At 63.1% G+C, this 18660-nt stretch carries 14 protein-coding genes; 3 read left to right on the plus strand and 11 right to left on the minus strand.

Annotated elements, in window-relative coordinates:
- The 8 genes from C266_RS08675 to C266_RS08710 all read right to left on the minus strand — a co-directional run.
- On the minus strand, window positions 1-959 hold a 959-nt coding region (locus tag C266_RS08675; protein WP_246831161.1), incomplete at its 3' end, for a filamentous hemagglutinin N-terminal domain-containing protein.
- A gap of 239 nt (window positions 960-1198) precedes the next feature.
- Window positions 1199-2200 carry a FecR domain-containing protein gene (locus C266_RS08680; protein ID WP_010804648.1) on the minus strand — a complete coding sequence of 334 codons (1002 nt, stop codon included), beginning with the start codon at window positions 2198-2200 and terminating at the stop codon, window positions 1199-1201.
- A 117-nt stretch (window positions 2201-2317) separates the two neighbouring features.
- Complete coding sequence (locus C266_RS08685) at window positions 2318-2830, minus strand: RNA polymerase sigma factor (protein ID WP_010804649.1); 513 nt, start codon at window positions 2828-2830, stop codon at window positions 2318-2320.
- Window positions 2827-3546, minus strand: a complete 720-nt coding sequence (locus tag C266_RS08690; RefSeq protein WP_010804650.1) for a secretin and TonB N-terminal domain-containing protein — start codon at window positions 3544-3546, stop codon at window positions 2827-2829. The genes C266_RS08685 and C266_RS08690 overlap by 4 nt, the downstream gene beginning before the upstream one ends.
- Before the next feature lie 272 nt (window positions 3547-3818).
- Window positions 3819-5063 (minus strand): MFS transporter, encoded by a 1245-nt coding sequence (locus C266_RS08695; RefSeq protein WP_010804651.1) that lies wholly within the window; start codon window positions 5061-5063, stop codon window positions 3819-3821.
- A gap of 5 nt (window positions 5064-5068) precedes the next feature.
- Window positions 5069-5398 carry a hypothetical protein gene (locus tag C266_RS08700; protein ID WP_010804652.1) on the minus strand — a complete coding sequence of 110 codons (330 nt, stop codon included), beginning with the start codon at window positions 5396-5398 and terminating at the stop codon, window positions 5069-5071.
- A gap of 2 nt (window positions 5399-5400) precedes the next feature.
- A complete protein-coding gene (locus C266_RS08705; protein ID WP_010804653.1) occupies window positions 5401-5964 on the minus strand; it encodes an isochorismatase family protein in 564 nt (187 codons plus the stop codon).
- Window positions 5965-5992: 28 nt separating this feature from the next.
- The gene (locus tag C266_RS08710) at window positions 5993-6445 is read right to left on the minus strand and encodes a MarR family winged helix-turn-helix transcriptional regulator (RefSeq protein ID WP_010804654.1); all 453 of its coding nucleotides are present in this window, start codon (window positions 6443-6445) and stop codon (window positions 5993-5995) included.
- A 327-nt stretch (window positions 6446-6772) separates the two neighbouring features.
- Here C266_RS08710 and C266_RS08715 point away from each other — a divergent pair, with 327 nt between their 5' ends.
- The gene (locus C266_RS08715) at window positions 6773-7798 is read left to right on the plus strand and encodes a serine hydrolase (RefSeq protein ID WP_010804655.1); all 1026 of its coding nucleotides are present in this window, start codon (window positions 6773-6775) and stop codon (window positions 7796-7798) included.
- Window positions 7799-7858: 60 nt separating this feature from the next.
- Here the strand turns inward: C266_RS08715 and C266_RS08720 are convergent, their stop codons facing one another.
- A complete protein-coding gene (locus tag C266_RS08720; protein WP_010804656.1) occupies window positions 7859-13969 on the minus strand; it encodes an autotransporter outer membrane beta-barrel domain-containing protein in 6111 nt (2036 codons plus the stop codon).
- Window positions 13970-14295: 326 nt separating this feature from the next.
- Here C266_RS08720 and C266_RS08725 point away from each other — a divergent pair, with 326 nt between their 5' ends.
- Complete coding sequence (locus tag C266_RS08725; RefSeq protein ID WP_010804657.1) at window positions 14296-15018, plus strand: response regulator transcription factor; 723 nt, start codon at window positions 14296-14298, stop codon at window positions 15016-15018.
- A gap of 176 nt (window positions 15019-15194) precedes the next feature.
- The gene (locus C266_RS08730) at window positions 15195-16979 is read left to right on the plus strand and encodes an ATP-binding protein (RefSeq protein WP_010804658.1); all 1785 of its coding nucleotides are present in this window, start codon (window positions 15195-15197) and stop codon (window positions 16977-16979) included.
- A gap of 23 nt (window positions 16980-17002) precedes the next feature.
- On the opposite strand, the gene C266_RS26725 is transcribed toward C266_RS08730, so the two are convergent.
- Both C266_RS26725 and C266_RS26730 read right to left on the minus strand, forming a co-directional pair.
- Window positions 17003-17572 (minus strand): integrase core domain-containing protein, encoded by a 570-nt coding sequence (locus C266_RS26725; RefSeq protein ID WP_010804659.1) that lies wholly within the window; start codon window positions 17570-17572, stop codon window positions 17003-17005.
- 70 nt (window positions 17573-17642) lie between these two features.
- A complete protein-coding gene (locus C266_RS26730) occupies window positions 17643-18650 on the minus strand; it encodes a GlxA family transcriptional regulator (protein WP_081636222.1) in 1008 nt (335 codons plus the stop codon).
- Between the last annotated feature and the right edge of the window lie 10 nt (window positions 18651-18660).

Genomic DNA, 18660 nt, shown 5'->3' on the forward strand with positions numbered 1-18660 from the left:
GCGACGATCGTCCCCGCGTTGCTCACCTGATTGCCCAGCAGCAGCACGTAGCCACCGCCTTGCGTCACCGACGTCGGCGTGCGCGTCGTGATATTCGCCCCCGCCTGCACTTCGACCTTGCCCAGCGCATCGGTGAACGTCGGCGTCGTGCCGTTCGCGCCGTAGATCCCGTTCGTCTGAAACTGCGCGTCGCTCATGCGAGCCGCCGCGACCACCAGATTGCGCGTATCGACCTGACTCGTGCCGCCGAAGATCACACCGTTACGGTTCAGGACCAGTACGGTGCCGTCGCCGTGAATCTGCCCCTGAATCTGGCTCGGACGTGCCTGCGGGTCGTTCACACGATTCAGCACCGCCCAGTCGCTTTGCTGTGCAAAGTTCACCGACGTGTTTCGCCCGACGTTGAACGTCTCCCAGTTCAGGATTGCCTTATTGGCCGTTTGCTGGATGTTGACGTGGGTCTTGCCGTTGGCGCTCGTCTGCGTCGGCGCTTGAGCGTTGATCCAGCCCTTGGTCAGGCTGTTCGTGTCGACCTTCAGGCCGCCTTCGGTCAGGCCATCGGGGATGGTCGTATCGCTGCTCGCCGCTGCCGCGCGCGCATTGGCTTGTGCGGCCTGCATTGCCGCGATGTTCTGTGCGGCCGAACTCAGATTCGCAATCGAGCGCTGCAACTGCGCATTCGCCTGTTGCTGCTGCGCCGAGGGGTCCATCAGCGACGTGACCGGCATGCCGTTCGGCAGACGTCCCGTTTGCGACGCCGTTGCCTGTGCGGCACCGCGGGCGGCGAACCATGCGTTACTGAACGCCTGTTGCGCATGTGCTGCCCCCACCGTGGTGAGAAGCAGCGTGATTGCCTGAGCAACGGGGGCCACCCTGCGTGAACGGCGCTTACGTCCTATGCCGTTTCTGCAACCGCTGCTCTGCATTGCCGTTGCCCCTTCGCGTCCACGCATGCTCATGCCCGAATCCTCGCTAATAGTTGATCGTTCCCGGCAAGCTCGCCATTGGCTTCCCGTCGGAAACGTGCACATCGCCGCTTTTGGCGTTGTGTTGGCTTCCCGAGTCGCTAAGACGAATGGGTATTGCGAAAACCCTCAACTATTTCCCGATCATCGATACCTGCGAAATGCCGTCGTCGAATCGATCAACGCTGCGTGCTGCACGCAGCCAGATGGCGACACTTCCGCACAAGAGACCGTCAGCTCAGAATCAGCAGCCCTCCCGGCAATGACCTGGCATTCAGATCGAATGTGCTCTCCAGTTGTGATAGCGCGGCGTCGAGCGAAGCGATGCGGAAACGTCCTGTTACCCGCTGATTTCGGGCGGCCTCGCTCACGAGCACGACGCGCCCGGCGCGATAGCGATTGATCTCGGCGACGACATCGACAAGGCGAATCTGGTCGAACACCAGTTCGCCTCGGCGCCACGCGCTCACCGCTTGTGCATTGACGTTGCCGACATCGCTAAGCACGTGGTCGTTGTAGGCCACCTGCTGACGCGCCTGCAAGGCGCGCTTGCCCGCCGGATGGGAGACCTGCACCGAGCCGTCGATGCACGTGACACAAGCTTTGCCATCGAGATACCGCACTTCGAAGCGTCCGTCATGCGCGCGAGCGCTGCCCACGCCCGCGGACATCGTAAACGGTTCGGCCACCCCCCCCAGATCGACGGCGGCCTCGCCAGAGAGCAGCGTCATGCTCACCGTTTTGCCGTTGTGCACGCTTTGCCGGACGCGGGTCTGCGTGTTGAGCGTGACAACGGTCTGTGCCGCCAGCGTCAGCGTGCGTTGCTCGCCCACGGCGGTACGTTCGTCGCCCCCCCATGGGTCCGGCAGGGTGCGGCGAAACACATCTGGATAGAACCCTGCGACGGCCGCCGCCGCCCCTACTGTCACCGCGCCGCCGATGAACGCACGACGCCCCGCCGAGGGTTGCCGCCGTGCAGGACGAGCGGGCGCCGGTGCCGGAATCGCATTCGGATGCCGATCGGCATACATGCCGCTTGCCGTGCGCAGTGTCGCCCAGCGGTGCTTCACTGTGTTGAAGGCCGCCTTGTGATCGGCGCTCGTGTCGAGCCAGCGACGAAAGGCTTGTGCATCGACTTCGGTCACGTCACCGGAATCCAGCAGCCGCAGCCAGACGCGCGCCTGCCGTTGCAGGTCGTCCGAAGAGGAGGCTGAATGAGTGTCGCGTGTATTCATTGCGTCAAAATGGGCGCCATGCCAAAGGCAGGCAATTTAGCGGTATCGATGTCGCGGAACTGCGCATCTCCGGATGCCGCCAATGTGTGGACGAACGGCACCCCTCAAATCCCTCAATTATTTTTTGGCTTTCAGTTTCTCGTCCAGAAAATCGTGTGCACGGCGCAACTCGTTCTCGACAACGCGCAGCGAAACCCCCAGGCGCTCGGCCACGGCTTTTTGAGGCAGTCCTTCCCATCGAACCAGTAACAACACCTGACGACGCCGTTCAGGCAGCCGCTCCATCAATTGCATGAGGGCATCGAGTTCCGACCGATCTTCCGCAACGCGTGCGGGGCCGGGCGCCGTGTCCGACAGATGCATCAACGTATCGACCTCGTCGAACGAAAGCGAACGGCTTTGCTTGCGCTGCGCGTCGAGCGCGATATTGACGGCCACACGTACCAGATAACTGCCCGGGCTCTGTACCGTCTCGCTCGCTCCCGGCTCCTGCGTTTGCAGCTTGACCCAGGCGTCGTGCAAGGCGTCGCCCGCCAGATCGCTGTTACCGAGCAGGCGTGTGAGACGGCGCTTCAGATTGTGGTAGTGCCGGGTGAGGTACTCGGGCAGGGGTCTGACATTCTCGGTCATGAATGACCGTCCTTGCCCTGCGACCGGCAAACGGGGGATGCGCCGGCGTGGTCAGGGTCGCGTGGCAGCAACACCATCGTCAGCGGTTGCGCCAGATCCGGAGGCGGCGCGCCGTCAATGCGCACAGTTGCCAGCACCCCGAGCACAGCAGCATCGCGCCTGCGCTCTCCGGTCGATGTCAGTAGACGCGCCTGACGCAGAGTCCCCGTCGCATCGATCTCGAAACGCAGCAGCGTTCGGTATTGCCCCGGCCGGGTGAGCGTATTGGCACAAAGCGCAGCCCAGACGCCCGCCTGCACCCGGCCGGCATAGGCAGTGGCCGGCGCGGCGTAGCTCGGCGACGACGATTCGGTCGTCGACGCCTTGAGTACGAACGCTTCTGCGGGACCCGTCCGGGCGCGCTGGACGGTGAGCCCCGAGCCCGCCAGCAAACGCTCCAGCGCGGTGTCGGCCGGAAGCTCGCCGTGTACGGGCGATGAGGTGAGGCCGGCCACCTGAGCACTGCTAAAGAGAGCGGGACGGCCGGAGATCATGGCGTAACGTTGCAGGGCATCGGCCAGTGGCTGCGCAGGAATATCGAAGAAGAACGACTTGGGTTCGGCGCCGGACTTCGGCGTTTGTTGCACGGTGATTGCCGGCACGGCAGACCGTCCGGGCTCACCGTCGGCACCGGCGAAGGCATCGACCGGCGTACTTCGCGCGGGCGTCGTCCCCACGCTCAACACCAGTAGCAGCCCCCCACAGCGGCGTAGACCAGGCAAGTACAGACGCAAGATGCATGCTCCCGGCTTCCGAAAAGACAGCGCGTCAGGCAAAGCGCCGGCCTCGCTGCGCGCCGGACGGCACGCGTCAGTCGCCCATGCAGCACGCAACTCTGGAAAATACGGATGATGACATCGGAGTACGACAATTCTGTTACACCCCGCGACTGGCATTCGATGGCAAGGGGAACACGTTGCTGGCGGGCAGTCGGCCCGCATCGGCCGTATCAGGGAAGGCCGTGCCCTTCGAGGTGACATTGGCGAGGTCGATGAACCTGCCGGCGCAACGCGTAAGCGGCCACGACGGCCGCAGCAAAACCCGATGCCGCACCGACACAGAGCGACCAGCGCGGGCCGCCATGGTCGGCGACCCAGCCCACGATCGGAGCCCCGATCGGGGTGCCACCGAGTGCGATACCCAGGCGCAGCGCCATCACCCGCCCTCTCATGGCGGGCTCGGTCGAGAGCTGCATCAGGCTATTGGTCGTGTTGGTGAAGGTCAGGGCGGCCACCCCGATGACGACCAGCGCGCCGGCGAACAGCCAATAGTTCGGGGCGATGGCAGCCAACGTGCAGCCCAGTCCGAAAGACAGGGTACTGATCAATAGCGACACGAACTGCGGGCTGCTACGACCAGCGGCAAGCAGAGCGCCCGAGATCGTGCCAACGGCCATGATCGATGACAAGAGACCATAGCCGCGCGCATCGGTGTGGAAGACCCCCACGGCCATGGTCGAGATGAAGATCGGAAAGTTAAGGCCGAATGTGCCGATCAGGAACAGCATGACCAGGATTGCCTTGAGGTCCGGCCGGGACCAGACATAGCGAAATCCCTCGGTGAAGCCGCCCTTGCTGCGGCGAGCCCTCGCGCTGAGACGCAGTTCGGAGACGCGCAACAACGACAAGGAGGCGAGAACCGCAACAAAACTGGCACCGTTGATCAGGAAAGCCCAGCCGGTGCCGACCGAAGCGATGACCGCGCCGGCCGCCGCAGGCCCGATCATCCGCGCGGCGTTGAACGAGGTCGAATTGAGCGCAACGGCGTTCGACAGATCCGCGTCGCCGACCAGTTCTGCCACGAAGGTCTGGCGCACGGGCGCATCGAAGGCTGCCGCGCAACCGGACAGAAAAGCCAATAGATAGACATGCCAGAGCTGGACGGCGCCCGCGACGGTGAGCCCTCCCAATGCCAAGGCAAGCGCGCCCATCGTTGCCTGAGTTGCCATGAGGAGCTTGCGCTGGTTGAAGCGATCTGCCGCGAAGCCCGTCCAGGGCAGTAGCAAAAGCTGCGGCCCGAACTGGAGCGCCATGACCGTACCCACGGCCGAAGCACTATGGTGCGTAAGTTGAGTCAGCACCAGCCAGTCCTGAGCCGCTCGCTGCATCCAGGTGCCCACGTTGGAAACCAACGCGCCGACCGCCCAGACCCGATAGTTGTAGCCCCTTAGCGAACGAAAGACACCGGAGGTCATTGCGCTCAGGAACGCTCGAGCCTATGACCATCGTGCAGGCGGCCAAATAGCCGCGCGCAAAGCAGGCCAATGACCAGAATGCCGAGCGCGAACGCAACGGCATCGCCCGTGATCTTCAATTCGAAATCGCCGACGCGGCAGACGAGCACGTAGCCGACGACGATATTGAAAAAGCCCCAGAGCACGTTCACGGTCGGAGACGAAAGCCCTTGCCCCGGCGGCTTGGCGAACGGGCTCTGAAACGGCTTTCCCATCACACCGCTGACGAAATGCGGCACCGCGTTCGTGAGAAAGGCACCGCCGAAGAAATAGGACACGAGATGCAGCCATTCCATTTTCAGGCGTTCCTCGTTCCGAGCAGATCGACGATTTCCTGGGCGGTGCCAGTTTCTCCCAGCCTCGGGAAGACATTCTTGATGCTGTAGTCGTGCGTCTCGAGGCGCGCGTCGGTCATGGCGTCGATGGCCAGAGTGACGTTGAATCCCTGCTCATATGCCTGGCGAGCGGTCGCCTCGACACCGGTTCCGGTGGCGACGCCCGTGACGACAACCTGGGTGACGCCCCGTGCCTTCAACCGGTCTTCGAGGTCAGTGCTGGCGAACGCGCCCCAGGTCTGCTTCGTCACGACGATGTCGCCAGACTGTTGGTCGAGTTCGGGGATGAGATCAGTCCATCCGGGCGGGAACGGTTCACTGCGGCGAGGCTGCTCAGTGCGGCCCGGTGCGCCACCGGCGACATTGACGAGCACGACGGGCAAGCCGCGTGCGCGAAACGCGTCGAGCAACGCTTGCGTGCGCTCCACGACCTTGTCTATGCGGTGAACGAAGGGGAAGCCGACGATACCCTTTTGCAGGTCGACGATGATAAGGGCAGTGTTCGGATCGAGCGTGGTGATGGCCATAGCTATCCTGAAAGGGTGCTGGAATCACTCAGAAGTCGGCGAGCCGCTGCAGCAATTTCACCGCGTCCGCGAGTGCGTCCTGTTCTTGGGGAGACAACTGCGTTTGCAGGGCACGAAACAGCCAATCCTCTTTGGCGGCCCGACTGGCGTAGAGGGTTTTGCGGAAATCGGGCGTCAGGGAGATCAGGGTTTGCCTGCCATCGGTCGGGTCGGGTTCGCCGCTCACGGCCCCCGTCGCCTCCAGACCGGCTACCGTGATACGCATGGATTGAGGACGCACGCTCTCCGCCCGCGCGAGGGCTGAGACGGTTGCAGGGCCGTCACGATCCAGACGGAGAAGCACCGACTTCTGAGCGGATGTGAAGTCGCCCGGATGCGCTTGCTCCCGCACCCGTCGAACCAGTTTGCTCAGGGAAATGCGCAGCTCACCCGCCAAGGCGGCCAACCTGAGAGTCTCGGATGTGTGTGATTGTTTGACCATGCGCGGATAATATCATACAGATAATCTGTACAGATAATATGTACAGGTTGCATGTGTATATGCGTGACCGAACCGTTCATGTAACAACCACATTGGCTCGACGTCTCGGTCATTCACAACGAAACGCACCCGCCAATAGCATGCACTTGCGTCATTGAATACCGGCATCGAAACCGCCGTCGTACGAAATTCCATCGCACCATCTGCCTACCCAAAATGAGGGATCGCGACAGCGACGACTGCGTGCTAACGTTGCCCCGGCCTCGCCGCACCGGCAAACAGCACGCGGCACGCTGAACATCGTTCCCTGTCAAGGAGACCCTCGCGATGACCGAATTTCGTCCAACCCGCCGACAGGCGCTGAAGCTCACGGCGGCGTCGCTCGCGGCACCGGCATTGCTGTCACCGGCAACCAGCGCCATCGCCGCCGGACGCGCAGATCTCGACGCCGCCATCAATCGCTTTGCCGCCCTCTCGCCGAAAACGACAAGTTGTCTCGTGGTGGCAACCCCGCCAGAAGGACTGGGCTGGCGTGCCGGCTACGCGCCCGAGCAACTCCTGTTCGTTGGCAGTGCTGTCAAAACTTACATCCTCGGCCAGTTCCTGCTCGACGTGGAGTCCGGCCGCAATCAACTCTCCGGCACACAACTGTGCACCGTCAGTGACACCGTGCGCACGCCGGGCAGTCCGGTGTTCATCGGTCTGAGCGGACAGACGCAATACCGCACCGCTCTCGAATCGATGATCTCGCACAGCGACAATATCGGCACCGACATCTCGCTGGCCGCCGTCGGACCGGCGCGCGTGCGTGAACTCGTCAGGCGAATGGGACTGAACACGGTGCGCATCCCCGATTCCACACGCATCCTCTTTTCCTATCTGGCGGGCGCGCCATCGGGCGTCGATCTCGGCTGGGAAGGCATGCAGAAACTGGCGCACAACGAGAAGGTTTATTACGACAATCGTCCTCTCGTTTCTCGCACCGATGTCATCAACGATAAACAGTCGATGACCAGTTCGGCAAACGATCTCGTGAATTGGTACCAGCAAACCCTCGCAGGAAAAGTCTTCGCGAAGCCAACGTCGCTCGTCGAGTTCAAGCGAATCTCGGCGATGGCCGACGCGGTGTGGATGGCCGTGCCCCAAGGGCTGCTCGCCTACGGCAAGGGCGGCAGTCTTGACTGGGAGAAATTCCACGCTCTGTGCTTCGCCGGACAGATGTTCCTGGGCAAAACGCCCGTGACGTTCAGCTTCACGTCGAACTGGCAAGGCGACAAGACAAGCGTCGAGCGCACCGACGAATTCATCTCGGCGGTCAGCGACGTACTCAAGGCAGCCACGAATTCCGTCTGAGCGCCCGCCAGATCGGCCCCGGACAGTCGTCCGGGACCGTGAAGCGCCGGCCATCCGCATTCAGAAGTGCTTCGCGAGCCGCAACGCGGCGCTTTGTACCGTTTGCGACGCCGCCGTGCGAAGGTTGTACTCCGCACGGACCTCAAGCCCTTTCGACGACAGCAACTCGACCCCGAGCGCAAAGTTGGCATAGACACGCGGTTGTGAAGACGTAATGCGAAACGCCGCACCCGGGAACTGCACGAGCGACGCCTCGACGCTCACATCCCCTTTCGACGCAAAACTCATCCCCGCGGACAGATAGGGACGCACAGTCACGCCGCGATAGTCGAGACGTGCGCCCACCTCGATGGCAGGACTCAGCACCGCCGTTGTGCGCCCTTCGCTTTGCATCGCAAGATCGAACACACCGGCGCCGCTTTCGAGGTAAGCCGAATTCCTGTCGTACACGACGTCCAGATCGGTATAAGGCTTCACGTACCAGGCGGCATGGTTCAACTGATAGGACAACCGGGATCGCGCGCCGACGAAAAAGGCGTCCGGCCGACTCGTCGCTTGCGCGGACGCGCCCGGATAAGCGATCGTTCGATTCTGCGTGCCACTCTCGTAGCCGCCCAGCACGGCGAGCGCGATTTGCCACGGCCCCATCTGCCGCTTCAACGTCAGCCCGCCCCGAAAGCCATCGCTCGATACGTCCAGCGAGCGATCCGACGAGCGGGCATGCGTCACGACGTAACTCGCAGATCCGCCGAAAAACCAGTCATGCGCAATTTCCTTCTGTGCCCCGAATTGATACGTCACCTGCTGACTGCGAAAACCCACGTCGTCCGCCGTATCGAATCGATCGGCACGGGTGCCGATCACGCGAGCCCAGACGCAACTCCCTTCACCCATACGCGTGCCATTGGTGACGAACTGCGGGCAGCTCATCAATCGATTCAGGAAGTCGTAGTTCTCATGCCCTCGCGAACCCGCGCGCATGAGCGTCGCCGCCCCGGAGAGTACGTCCAGCGTCTTGCGGTAGGACGCCGCATCGCCCGCGCTCACGAACGGCTGGAACAATGGTCCGGCCTCGACCATGCCCGCATCCCAGTGAGTCTGTAGAAAGTCGGCGAACGACGCCTGATTGGTATTCAGCGACACGCCCGGCGGCCGGAAGTTGGCGTCCACCGATATCAGCGGATCCTGCGAGCCGCCATAGTGATCCTTCATCCGATAGTCGAAGACTAGCGCCGTACTCTTTGCGACGGCCGTCTCACCAGTTGGCGCCTTGTCGAAGTGCCCGATGCCAAGCCAGATGTTCTTGACCGGATTGCGAAGGATCGGCACGACGCTGCCTCCGAACGTCAATGCGCCCGTCACCGCCAGGAAGTCGCTGTTGTGGTTGGTGAAATCGAGGTCGGGCGCGTAGATGCCGGTGCCCGTCTGCCTGAAGTCTCCATACACTTGCGACGCCTGGAACACGCCCGGACCACCGGGGCTGATCGTGCCGTAGTTTTGCGTCAGCCCGGCCGAGAGCAACCGTGCCGTGCGTAACTCACCGCCCACGCGATTCAGAAACGTGCTGTCGGTGGTCAGTTGCACATTGCCCTGCATCACGCCACTGTTGGCGACACTCGCCTTGCTCATCGAAACGATGGCCGTTGCGGCTGACACCGTGCCAGCGTTCTCGACATTCACACCATCGGTATTGATGGCCAGAATGCCGATGCCCGAGGTCGCATTGGCCACCACGCTCGCGCCTTTGCCGATCGTCACGCCGATCGGCTTGCCTTGCATTGAGCCGGCCCCCGCGTTGCCCATGCTGATCGCCGCAATCGCGGGAGAGCCTGCGCCCATGGCGCCGACCACGCTGCCCGGTTGAAGCGTCACGTCGATCGCGCCGCCCGCGTTGCCACTCGCGCTCGCCGGCTGTTTCAGCCATACGCCGCCGTCGCTGAACACCGCCCCGCCGCCAAGACTCATCGCAAGGATGGCCGGGGCATTCGCGCCGTAGGTCACCACGCTGCCACTCGTACTCACCTGCACAGTGTTGCCCGCCCCCACCGCGCCGGAGACGTTGGCCTGTCGCACCATGTCGAGACCGTAAGTCACTGCGGCGGCATCGCCTGCGATACCGCCACCGCCGCCCACGGACTGCGCCAGCACGCCTGCCGCGCCGTCACCGTGGGTTCGGATGCCGCCATCGACAGCCACTTCCACCGTGCCGCCGTCATTTGCACCCGAGCGCGTGACGGAATTGTTGACCGACGCCAGCGTGACGCGTCCCGGCGCGGTGGTCGCCCCCGCAATGCCCCCGCCCCCGCCGACACTTTGGGCAACGATGCCATGCGCATCCTGACCGAGCGTTTGCACCGCGACGTTACGTGCGACGTTCACATTGACGTCGGCACCGCTGCCAAACGTATCGCCCTGCGCACCCAGTGTCAGGCTCGTGACCGGTAACGCGAACGGATTGCCGCCCTGAACGAGCGCGACATACCCGCCGCCACCGCCGATACTCTGCGCGAGTACGCCAAAAGATAGCGCCCCTTGCGTCGACAGTACTGCCTGCGTTACCGCAAGGTTCGTCAGATCGACACTGACGCTCCCGGCGTTGGCTTGCAGACTGCTGCCCCCCGCTGGCGACGCACCAAGCTTGACGACCGCCCCGCCGAGCAACGACGCGACCTGCGCGCCGACGGTCATTCCCGCAGCGCCGCCGCCGCCCGCAACGGACTGCGCGAGGATGCCATGCGAGAGCACACCGCTCGTGTAGACGCTGCCGGAACTAACGACCGAAACGGGTGCACCGTTCATGCTCGACGGCGACAGCGCACCGCTCAGGGTACTGCCCAGCGTGATGACGGGGGCGGCGACCTGCTGGCCAGCGGCGAGGTGCGTGCTCGCGTTCCCCGTAAGGCCGACCGCTGCCGCTCCCCCGCCGCCCGTGATGCTTTGCGCAACGACGCCGCTCGAATCCACGCCCTGTGTGGCGATCACGCCGCCGCTCTTGACGTTCACATGAGCGAACTGTCCCGCGTTGCCCGCCGGATTACCGGTGTACGCTCCTCCGAGGGAGAGCGACAGGGCCGGCGACGTCGATCCGGCAGCCGCGCCGAGGCTGCTCGCGCCGAAGGTGTAATCCGTCGCGGCCGCCTGCCCGCCCCCGCCGGAGATGCTTTGAGCGAGAATGCCCGGAGAACTGTCACCACGGGTCTGAATGCGGCTGGCGGGATCGCTGGCGTCGACATTGACCAGCCCCCCGCTTCCCGCGCTGCCACCCCGCCCGCCAACGCTGACATTGACGCTGTGCTGCGCGCTGGCGAGATTCGAGCCAAGCAGGTCGATGATGCGGGTTACCTCATTAATGATCCCCGGCGCATCTTTAGGTGCCCAATTTGAGAGAAAAAGCTCAAGGTTCTGCGACGTCGCTGCCCCCGTTCCGCCACCGCCACCCACGCTCTGCGCCAGGATGCCCGGCGCGCCGAACCCATTCGTGGATAACGTGCCGGTATTGAGCACGCTCACTTGCCTGCCATCGCCACCCCAGCCCCCCGATCCACCGACGGCGACATTCGTCCCGACGTTGGGCGAGACGTTGAAATAGGTGCCGACCTTGCCGGCCATTACGCCCAACAGGCTATCCAGACTCGAAAGCAGGCTCGATACGCTGGTCGATGCAGCAGTGCCGCCCTGACCGCCCCCGCCGCCGATACTCTGCGCGACGATGGCCGCCGAGCCGTCGCCCGACGTCGTCACCCGACCGTAGTTACTGACGGTGGCTGCGTTACCGGCCCCGCCCTGACCGCCCGAGCCACCCACGCGAACGTCCACACCGACCGTCAGCGAACCGAACGCCACATTCATCGAATTGCCGGGACGCATCAGCCAATTGCCAATCGTCTGCAACAGCCCCTGAACCGATCCGGGCGCGCCGAGCGTGGCGCCAAACGACTTCGCGGTTTCCTGTTGCACCATGCCGCCCACGCCACCGCCGCCACCGATGCTTTGCGCGACGATGCCCGACGAGTGATCGCCGGTCGTGAGCACGCTGCCATCGATATTATTGGTCACCAAAGCGGCCGCGCCGTCGCCCCCGCCACCGCCGGCACCACCGATTGTCGCGCCCACGCTGATGTTGAAGCGACTGTTCGGCGCGGCAATCGATTGCGCCCGCAGCGCGGCGGCAGCACTTCCCCCGGCACCGCCGCCCCCTCCGATGCTCTGGGCCAGAATGCCGACACTCTTGTCGCCCTGCGTCCAGATGCCGCCGCTGTTGTCGACCTGCGCTATTCCTCCTCCGCCGCCGTCGCCGCCGCGACCTCCGATCGAGACGTGCGGGCTGAGCGTGGCGGTAGGCACCTCCGGGCCGAGATCCGGTGCGATGGTGAGCGTTGCCGAACTGGCGAGTCCGCCGTAGCCCCCGCCGCCGCCGACGCTTTGCACGACGGCGCCATCGCTTGCGGCGGCCTGCGTCGTGATGCTGCTCCCGTCTTCCAGCGTGAGATGCGCCAGGCCGCCCGCTCCGCCACCACCGGCGCTGCCGCCATGACTGACAGCGACGCCAAGCCCAACACCGACGGTCATGGCGCGGGAAGACCCACCGGCACCGCCGCCACCGCCGACGCTTTGCAGCAGAATGCCGGTCGAGCCCGCGCCGGCGGTGGAAATGGCGCCGCCCAGATCCATGACGGCGTTACCGCCATTTCCACCGGCACCGCCATGGCCACCCGTGGCGATGCCGACGATGATGCCGGTCGTGTCAGCGTCGCCACCGTGCCCGCCACCGCCGCCAATGCTCTGCACCTGCACGCCGGGGCTCTGATCACCGGTCGTGAAAATCGAGCCGTTGCTGCCGACCGAAATGTTGCCGCCGAGTCCGCCGTTGCCACCCGACCCGCCGCCGATATTCATGATCCCCTGACTCAGTTCGGCGCCACCCGCCCCGCCCCCGACCGCGTGCGCCAGGATACCGACGGCGTCATTCCCCATGGTCATGATCGTGCCGTCGTTTTTGATATCGACCGCCAGACTTCCGGTGTTACCGCCCGAGCCGCCATTGCCACCATGTCCCGACCAGGGTCCGGATTCGCCGCCGTTGCCGCCTGCGCCCCCGATCACAGCGACCCGAATACCCATCGCGCCGACGCCTCGTGTCACGATGCTGCCGGTATTCGTGACCGTGACGGATCCCGGCGTTCCGCCGTCTCCGCCCTGAAATCCGTTCCCGGTGACACCGCCGCCGCCATCGCCGCCGTCGCCCCCCAGGCTATAGGCGGCAATGCCCGGCGCATTGGCCCCATCGGTCGTAATCGCCGCACCATTCGTGAGCGTGACGTTGCCGGCGTTACCGCCATTGGACCCTTTGACGTCCGTGCTATCGCTCATTCGTTTCGGCCCGTTACCGCCTACGGAGCGCGCGAGCACGCCGACTTCGCCGTCGCCGTGTGCCGTCACGGTGCCGTCCGCAATGGACACGGTGACATTACCGGCGTTACCGCCCCATCCGGAGAGCACATAGCCGCCTTCCCAGTCATCGATCCCCAATCCACCCTGTCCGCCCAGCGACTCGGCACGAATGGCCGCGCCACCGTTGCCGCCGCTTGCGCTCGCGGTGACGACGGCCCCGCCACGCACGACCACGCTGGCGTCTCCGGCATTTCCCCCGACCCCGGCATTCACGCCGGCTCCCCACGGAATCGCACTGGTCTGCCCATTGCCTCCGATCGATTGCGCCGACAGACCGTAGCCGACAGCGCTCACCGAGCCGCCGTCGAGCGTAAGGCGTGCAAAATTTCCGGTCCCGCCATTGCCGTTGCCATGGCCGCGATTGCCCCACAGACCGCCATCTCCCCCTTTGGACAGTACGGAGACGCCGAAACCGTTACTCACGACGGTGCTTTGCGCGAGAACGAAGTCGACGATGCGTCCGAAACCGCCGCTGCCACCCCAGTGATCGCGACCACTGACATCGTCGCCGTTGCCACCGTTACCGCCACTCACGTCGACAGCGACGCCGGTCGCCCCGCCTATCGACAGAATGTTCAGGCCCGTGAGGGTGCGTTCGACGTCGATCTGACCGGGCTCGCCATCCGCGCCATTGGAGTCGTAACAGCAACCGCCCGTGGCGCCTCGATAGTCGAGGAACAGCGGTCCCGACGTCTGTGCGACGGCTGGCCCTGCGAGCATGAGCCCCGCCACACCGCAGATTGCCCTGAGGCGACGCGGCGTCGCCCGTGCGGAAAACCGATCTTCCACGCTGCCCCCCGATCCGAAAGCGTTTGTCCAATGCCCGGATTTGCACCCCGTGTCATGTCGATGTCGTGCGCGTATTGCCGAGCCTTGCGCAGCGCGAACCCGTTTGTGCGAAACGTAGCATTCGATGTGCGGCGTCCGGCATCCCCCGAATTGAGTAAATGCGGGCCATGCCTACCCTGTTTGGGGGATGGGCGCTACGATGGCGGTGCGCTAATTTGCACGACATTCCCCTTACTCACCCTCCGGAACCCTACGCCATGCCTGTCAACCCGCCAGTCGATACCGAACCGGTGCTCCCCGGGCCGTTATTGCTCGTGGAAGACGATCCGGCCACGCAAACGCGCATGAGCAGCATCCTCAAATCGCTGGGCTACAGGAATGAGACGGTCTGCCTGGCCGGGAGCCTCGCGCAAGCGCGTCAGCGTCTGGCGAGCACGCCGTTCGCGCTGATACTCGTCGATGTCGGCCTGCCGGACGGCAGCGGCGTCGATCTGATCGGCGAGTTGCATGACAGCGATCCCGCGCTTCCGATTCTGGTAATCTCCGCGTGGAGTACGGAGCAGATCATCGTGCGTGCGCTAAGGGCAGGCGCGACCGGGTATTTGCTCAAGGAGCGCGACGACGAGGAAATTGCGCTCTCGATACGCAGCGCGCTGCGCGGGGGCGCGCCGATCGATCCGTTTGTTGCCAGGCATATTCTTAGCCTTGTCGGGGTCAGCCGACCGGCGCCACGCTCACCGGGGGCGACGCCTGGCACCGGTGAGCGGCCAACAGCCGAGGCCGTGCCGGCATTGAGCCCGCGAGAAATCGAGATTCTCGGGCTCGTCGCCAAGGGCATGACGAACCGCGAGATTGCAGCACTGCTCAATATCTCCAGTCTCACGGTCGCATGCCACATCAAAAACATCTACAAGAAGCTCGCGGTCAACTCGCGCACACAAGCTGTGTTCGAAGCGCGTACCTTCGGCTTGTTGCCCTGACCCGGCGGATCGGCACGATCCATGTTGCGCTGGCCGGATCGCTGTCTCTGCTCTGTCTTATTGGTCTAGTCCCGGGCATCGCAACCGCACAAGGGCAAACACGCCCAGCCGACAACACCACACTAACGTTCGATCGCATCGAGGCCGTACGCGCCACAAGCGACAGCGCCACGGGCATGAACCCCACAGGGGCCAACTGGCGCGCCGCCCATGCCCCCGAAACCGGCTGGACCAATGTCACGCTGCCCGATGTCTGGACACGCCGCTGGCCCGGCTATAACGGCGTGGTCTGGTATCGGCTCACATGGCGCGAACCGGCAAACCCGCGGCCGCGCGGACTGCTGCTGGAATACATGAACATGGCAGGTGCGGTCTATCTGAACGATGTGCTGATCTTGCGCGACAACTCGCTTGTCGAGCCGCTCACGCGGGCATGGAATACGCCGAGGTACGGGGTCCTGGACGCACCGGTGCTACGCCCCGGCGTGAATACGATGCTCGTGCGCGTCTCAGGCCTTGCCGCGTACAGCCCGGGACTCGGCCCGATCGTCCGGGGAGCACCCGACACCGTTCACGAGCGCTACGAGCGGGAGCAATGGGTGCGGCGCGATCTGCAACTCTTCAGTCTCGCGATCACCCTCACCCTGGGGATACTCGTGTTGATGCTCTGGCTGTATCGCCGCAATGAAACGGCCTACGGCTGGTTCAGTGTGATGTCGCTCACCTGGTGGCTCTACGCGGTCAATCAGGTGGTCACCCGGCCCTGGCCATTTACAACGAACGACGCATGGGAGATCTTCGTCTCCATCGCATTTCTGGCCTACTGCGGCAGCTTCACGATGTACGTACTGCGCTTTTGCGGCCGACGCATGCCGCGCACCGAAGCGCTGTTATGGACAACGTTCGGCGCCGGGGCGATCTGGCTAATCGTCATGCCGCATGATCGCATCGAGACGTCGCGCGCGCTCTGGGCCATCGTCCCCGGCGTGACTTATCTGGCGAGTTGCGTGCTGCTTTTCATCCTCACATGGCGGGAGCGAAGGCTGGAGCAACGCATCGTCTCAATGTGCGCGTTGACCTTCGTGGTCGCTGGCACCCATGATTTTCTGGTGTATTTCGGCGTGCTGGCATCGAACGTCTATTACACGACGCAAACGTCTCAGGTGCTCATGATCGGCATGGCCATCGTACTGGCGAAACGATTTGCCGAAAATTCCCGGAGAATCGCGCAGTTCAATGACGAGCTGCGCGTTGGCATCGATAACGCGCGCGAGGAACTGGCACATACACTCAATCGCCAGCACGAACTCGAAGTCGTCAACGCACGCCTCGCCGAGCGGCTGGATCTCGCACACGATCTGCATGACGGCCTTGGTGGGGCGTTGGTTTCGAGCATCGCGGCCATCGAACATGCGCCGCACACGTTGCCGCCGGCACGCTTTCTTGGATTGCTCAAGGAGATGCGCGACGAACTGCGTTTCGTCATCGACACGGCGGCAACGCATCAGCAAGGCGAACTGGCGCTCGCCGAACAAATTGCCCCATTGCGGCACCGGATTTCGGTGCTCTTCGAGACTCAGAACATCGAGTGCATCTGGCGGCTCGACGGCATCACGCAATGCGTGCTGAGCGCCGCACAATCGCTGGAGTTGCTGCGCATTCTTCAGGAAGCGCTCACCAACGTGCTCAAGCACGCGCGAGCAACTCGGGTCATTGTCGAACTGCGGCACGACGATGGCCAGATCACCTTACACGTCGAAGACAACGGTGTCGGTTTCGACATGAGCGGCGTGCGAATCAATGCCGATACCCCGGAGGGCGGACACCTTCACGGCACCGGCCTCAACAGCATGCACCGGCGTGCGCAACGATTGGGCGGCTCGCTCGCGCTGCGGCGGGAGAACAATGCGACGATTGTGATGGTGCAAATCCACCACCCGACGTCCCCCCGTCTTCAGTAGCACTGAGCTTTAGAGTCCGAGGGTTAATGTAACTGCTTTTCCGCCAGGTTCCGGGCGTAGGTTGCCGGCGTTAATCCGCCCAGTGATTTCTTCGGCCGCTCCTCGTTATATTCCCGTCGCCATGCCTCGATCACCACCTTGGCATGCGGCAGGCTGGTGAACCAGTGTTCGTTCAGGCATTCATCCCGGAAGCGTCCGTTGAACGATTCGATGTAGGCATTCTGGTTGGGTTTGCCCGGCTCGATCAGGAACAGTTTTACGCCTCGCTCGTGCGCCCAGTTCAGCATTGCGCGACCGCAAAATTCCTTGCCGTTATCGGTACGAATCGCTTGCGGCAAACTTCGCAACGCCTCGCGCGTCACCTCATTCTCCAGCCGCGATTCCGCCAGCAGTTTCTTCAACCGGGCGTTTTCGGCCTCCAGATCCTTCAGCCGCTTCGCGTCGGATACATTCATGCCGCCGAACTTACTGCGCCAAAGGTAGTAACTGGCCTCGGAGAAGCTGTGCTGGCGGCATAGTTCCTTGACCAGTATTCCCGTCTCGGCTTCCCGCAGGAAGCCGACGATGTGCTCGTCGGTGAATCTCTTCTTCATGTCCAATCTCCTGACTACGTGATTGGACTCTAAATCGCCGCGCTACTCAAATCGGGGGAGACGTCGGGTATCAATTGTCTTGATGAAGCTCTGCACTTTGCAAACGTCTACCCCGTGGTGAGTTACCAGCAAAACGCCGAAAAACGCGCCGAAATGCCGCAGGATCGGCATAACCAACACGAGCTGCGACGTCATCCACTGAAACACTGGTAGTTTCCAAAAGATGTGTTGCATGTGACACACGCAGACGTTGAACAAGTTCGTTCGGCGTCATACCAAGCCCGGTGTGCATGCGCCTTGCCAGCGTTCTTGGCGAAATAGCGGCGACAGAGGCCAGTTCTTCCAGCGTGATCTGTCGGTCGATGTTGTTGATAATGAAATGCTCGACTTTCTGCAAGACTGGGTCAGACACACGAAGGTGCTCCATCGCCATATAGTGTGATTGGGAGGAGCGATTGTCCAATACCAAATAACGGGCTGCCCACTGCGCCAGTGTAGGGCTAGCAATGCGCGCGATGACAGCTAGCATCAAGTCTGCATGGGCGAAAGCCGAACCAGCCGTCAGTACGCCAGGAGCCTGAACAACCATCCGATCTGCTGCCAGGGAAACAGCGGGAAAACGGCGCGCAAACACAGAGGAAAGCCACCAAGTTGTTGTCGCTCGTTGCCCATCCAATACGCCTGTTTCAGCCAACATAAACGTCGCAGAACAGGATGCGGCCAGCATGACTCCCTTTGCCGCTGCACGTTCTAAAAATGCTGTCACACGTTGAGCTTCTTCCCGAGACAGTAATTCCTCAATCGACGTTTCGGTGGCTGCGAACCAGCCTGGCACCACCAGAACATCTGAAGCGCCAATACCTCGCAAACTGAGTGCGCCATCGACTGAGATGGAGCGACCAGCGCCAGATCGGACTGGATGACCATCAAGCGATACAACACGCTGCCGGAGCAGTCTGGCAGCGTGTGGAGCATGGGTCGAGCGGTTGTCAGCCAAGTGTGCGGCTGAACTGACGATATCAATTCCTACGCCTAGGCAGCTTTCAGTGACACCGTTGAGTGCAAGATGAGTAATCATAGTGGCAATT

The sequence above is a fragment of the Pandoraea sp. SD6-2 genome (genome assembly GCF_000389825.1).
Classification (GTDB): domain Bacteria; phylum Pseudomonadota; class Gammaproteobacteria; order Burkholderiales; family Burkholderiaceae; genus Pandoraea; species Pandoraea communis.

What these genes read in the sequence shown, in the direction of transcription:
- C266_RS08680 (WP_010804648.1), bottom strand. Translation starts at nt 2,200, where the DNA reads ATGAATACACGCGACACTCATTCAGCCTCCTCTTCGGACGACCTGCAA.
- C266_RS08685 (WP_010804649.1), bottom strand. Translation starts at nt 2,830, where the DNA reads ATGACCGAGAATGTCAGACCCCTGCCCGAGTACCTCACCCGGCACTAC.
- C266_RS08695 (WP_010804651.1), bottom strand. Translation starts at nt 5,063, where the DNA reads ATGACCTCCGGTGTCTTTCGTTCGCTAAGGGGCTACAACTATCGGGTC.
- C266_RS08700 (WP_010804652.1), bottom strand. Translation starts at nt 5,398, where the DNA reads ATGGAATGGCTGCATCTCGTGTCCTATTTCTTCGGCGGTGCCTTTCTC.
- C266_RS08705 (WP_010804653.1), bottom strand. Translation starts at nt 5,964, where the DNA reads ATGGCCATCACCACGCTCGATCCGAACACTGCCCTTATCATCGTCGAC.
- C266_RS08710 (WP_010804654.1), bottom strand. Translation starts at nt 6,445, where the DNA reads ATGGTCAAACAATCACACACATCCGAGACTCTCAGGTTGGCCGCCTTG.
- C266_RS08715 (WP_010804655.1), top strand. Translation starts at nt 6,773, where the DNA reads ATGACCGAATTTCGTCCAACCCGCCGACAGGCGCTGAAGCTCACGGCG.
- C266_RS08720 (WP_010804656.1), bottom strand. Translation starts at nt 13,969, where the DNA reads ATGCTCGCAGGGCCAGCCGTCGCACAGACGTCGGGACCGCTGTTCCTC.
- C266_RS08725 (WP_010804657.1), top strand. Translation starts at nt 14,296, where the DNA reads ATGCCTGTCAACCCGCCAGTCGATACCGAACCGGTGCTCCCCGGGCCG.
- C266_RS08730 (WP_010804658.1), top strand. Translation starts at nt 15,195, where the DNA reads ATGAACCCCACAGGGGCCAACTGGCGCGCCGCCCATGCCCCCGAAACC.
- C266_RS26725 (WP_010804659.1), bottom strand. Translation starts at nt 17,572, where the DNA reads ATGAAGAAGAGATTCACCGACGAGCACATCGTCGGCTTCCTGCGGGAA.
- C266_RS26730 (WP_081636222.1), bottom strand. Translation starts at nt 18,650, where the DNA reads ATGATTACTCATCTTGCACTCAACGGTGTCACTGAAAGCTGCCTAGGC.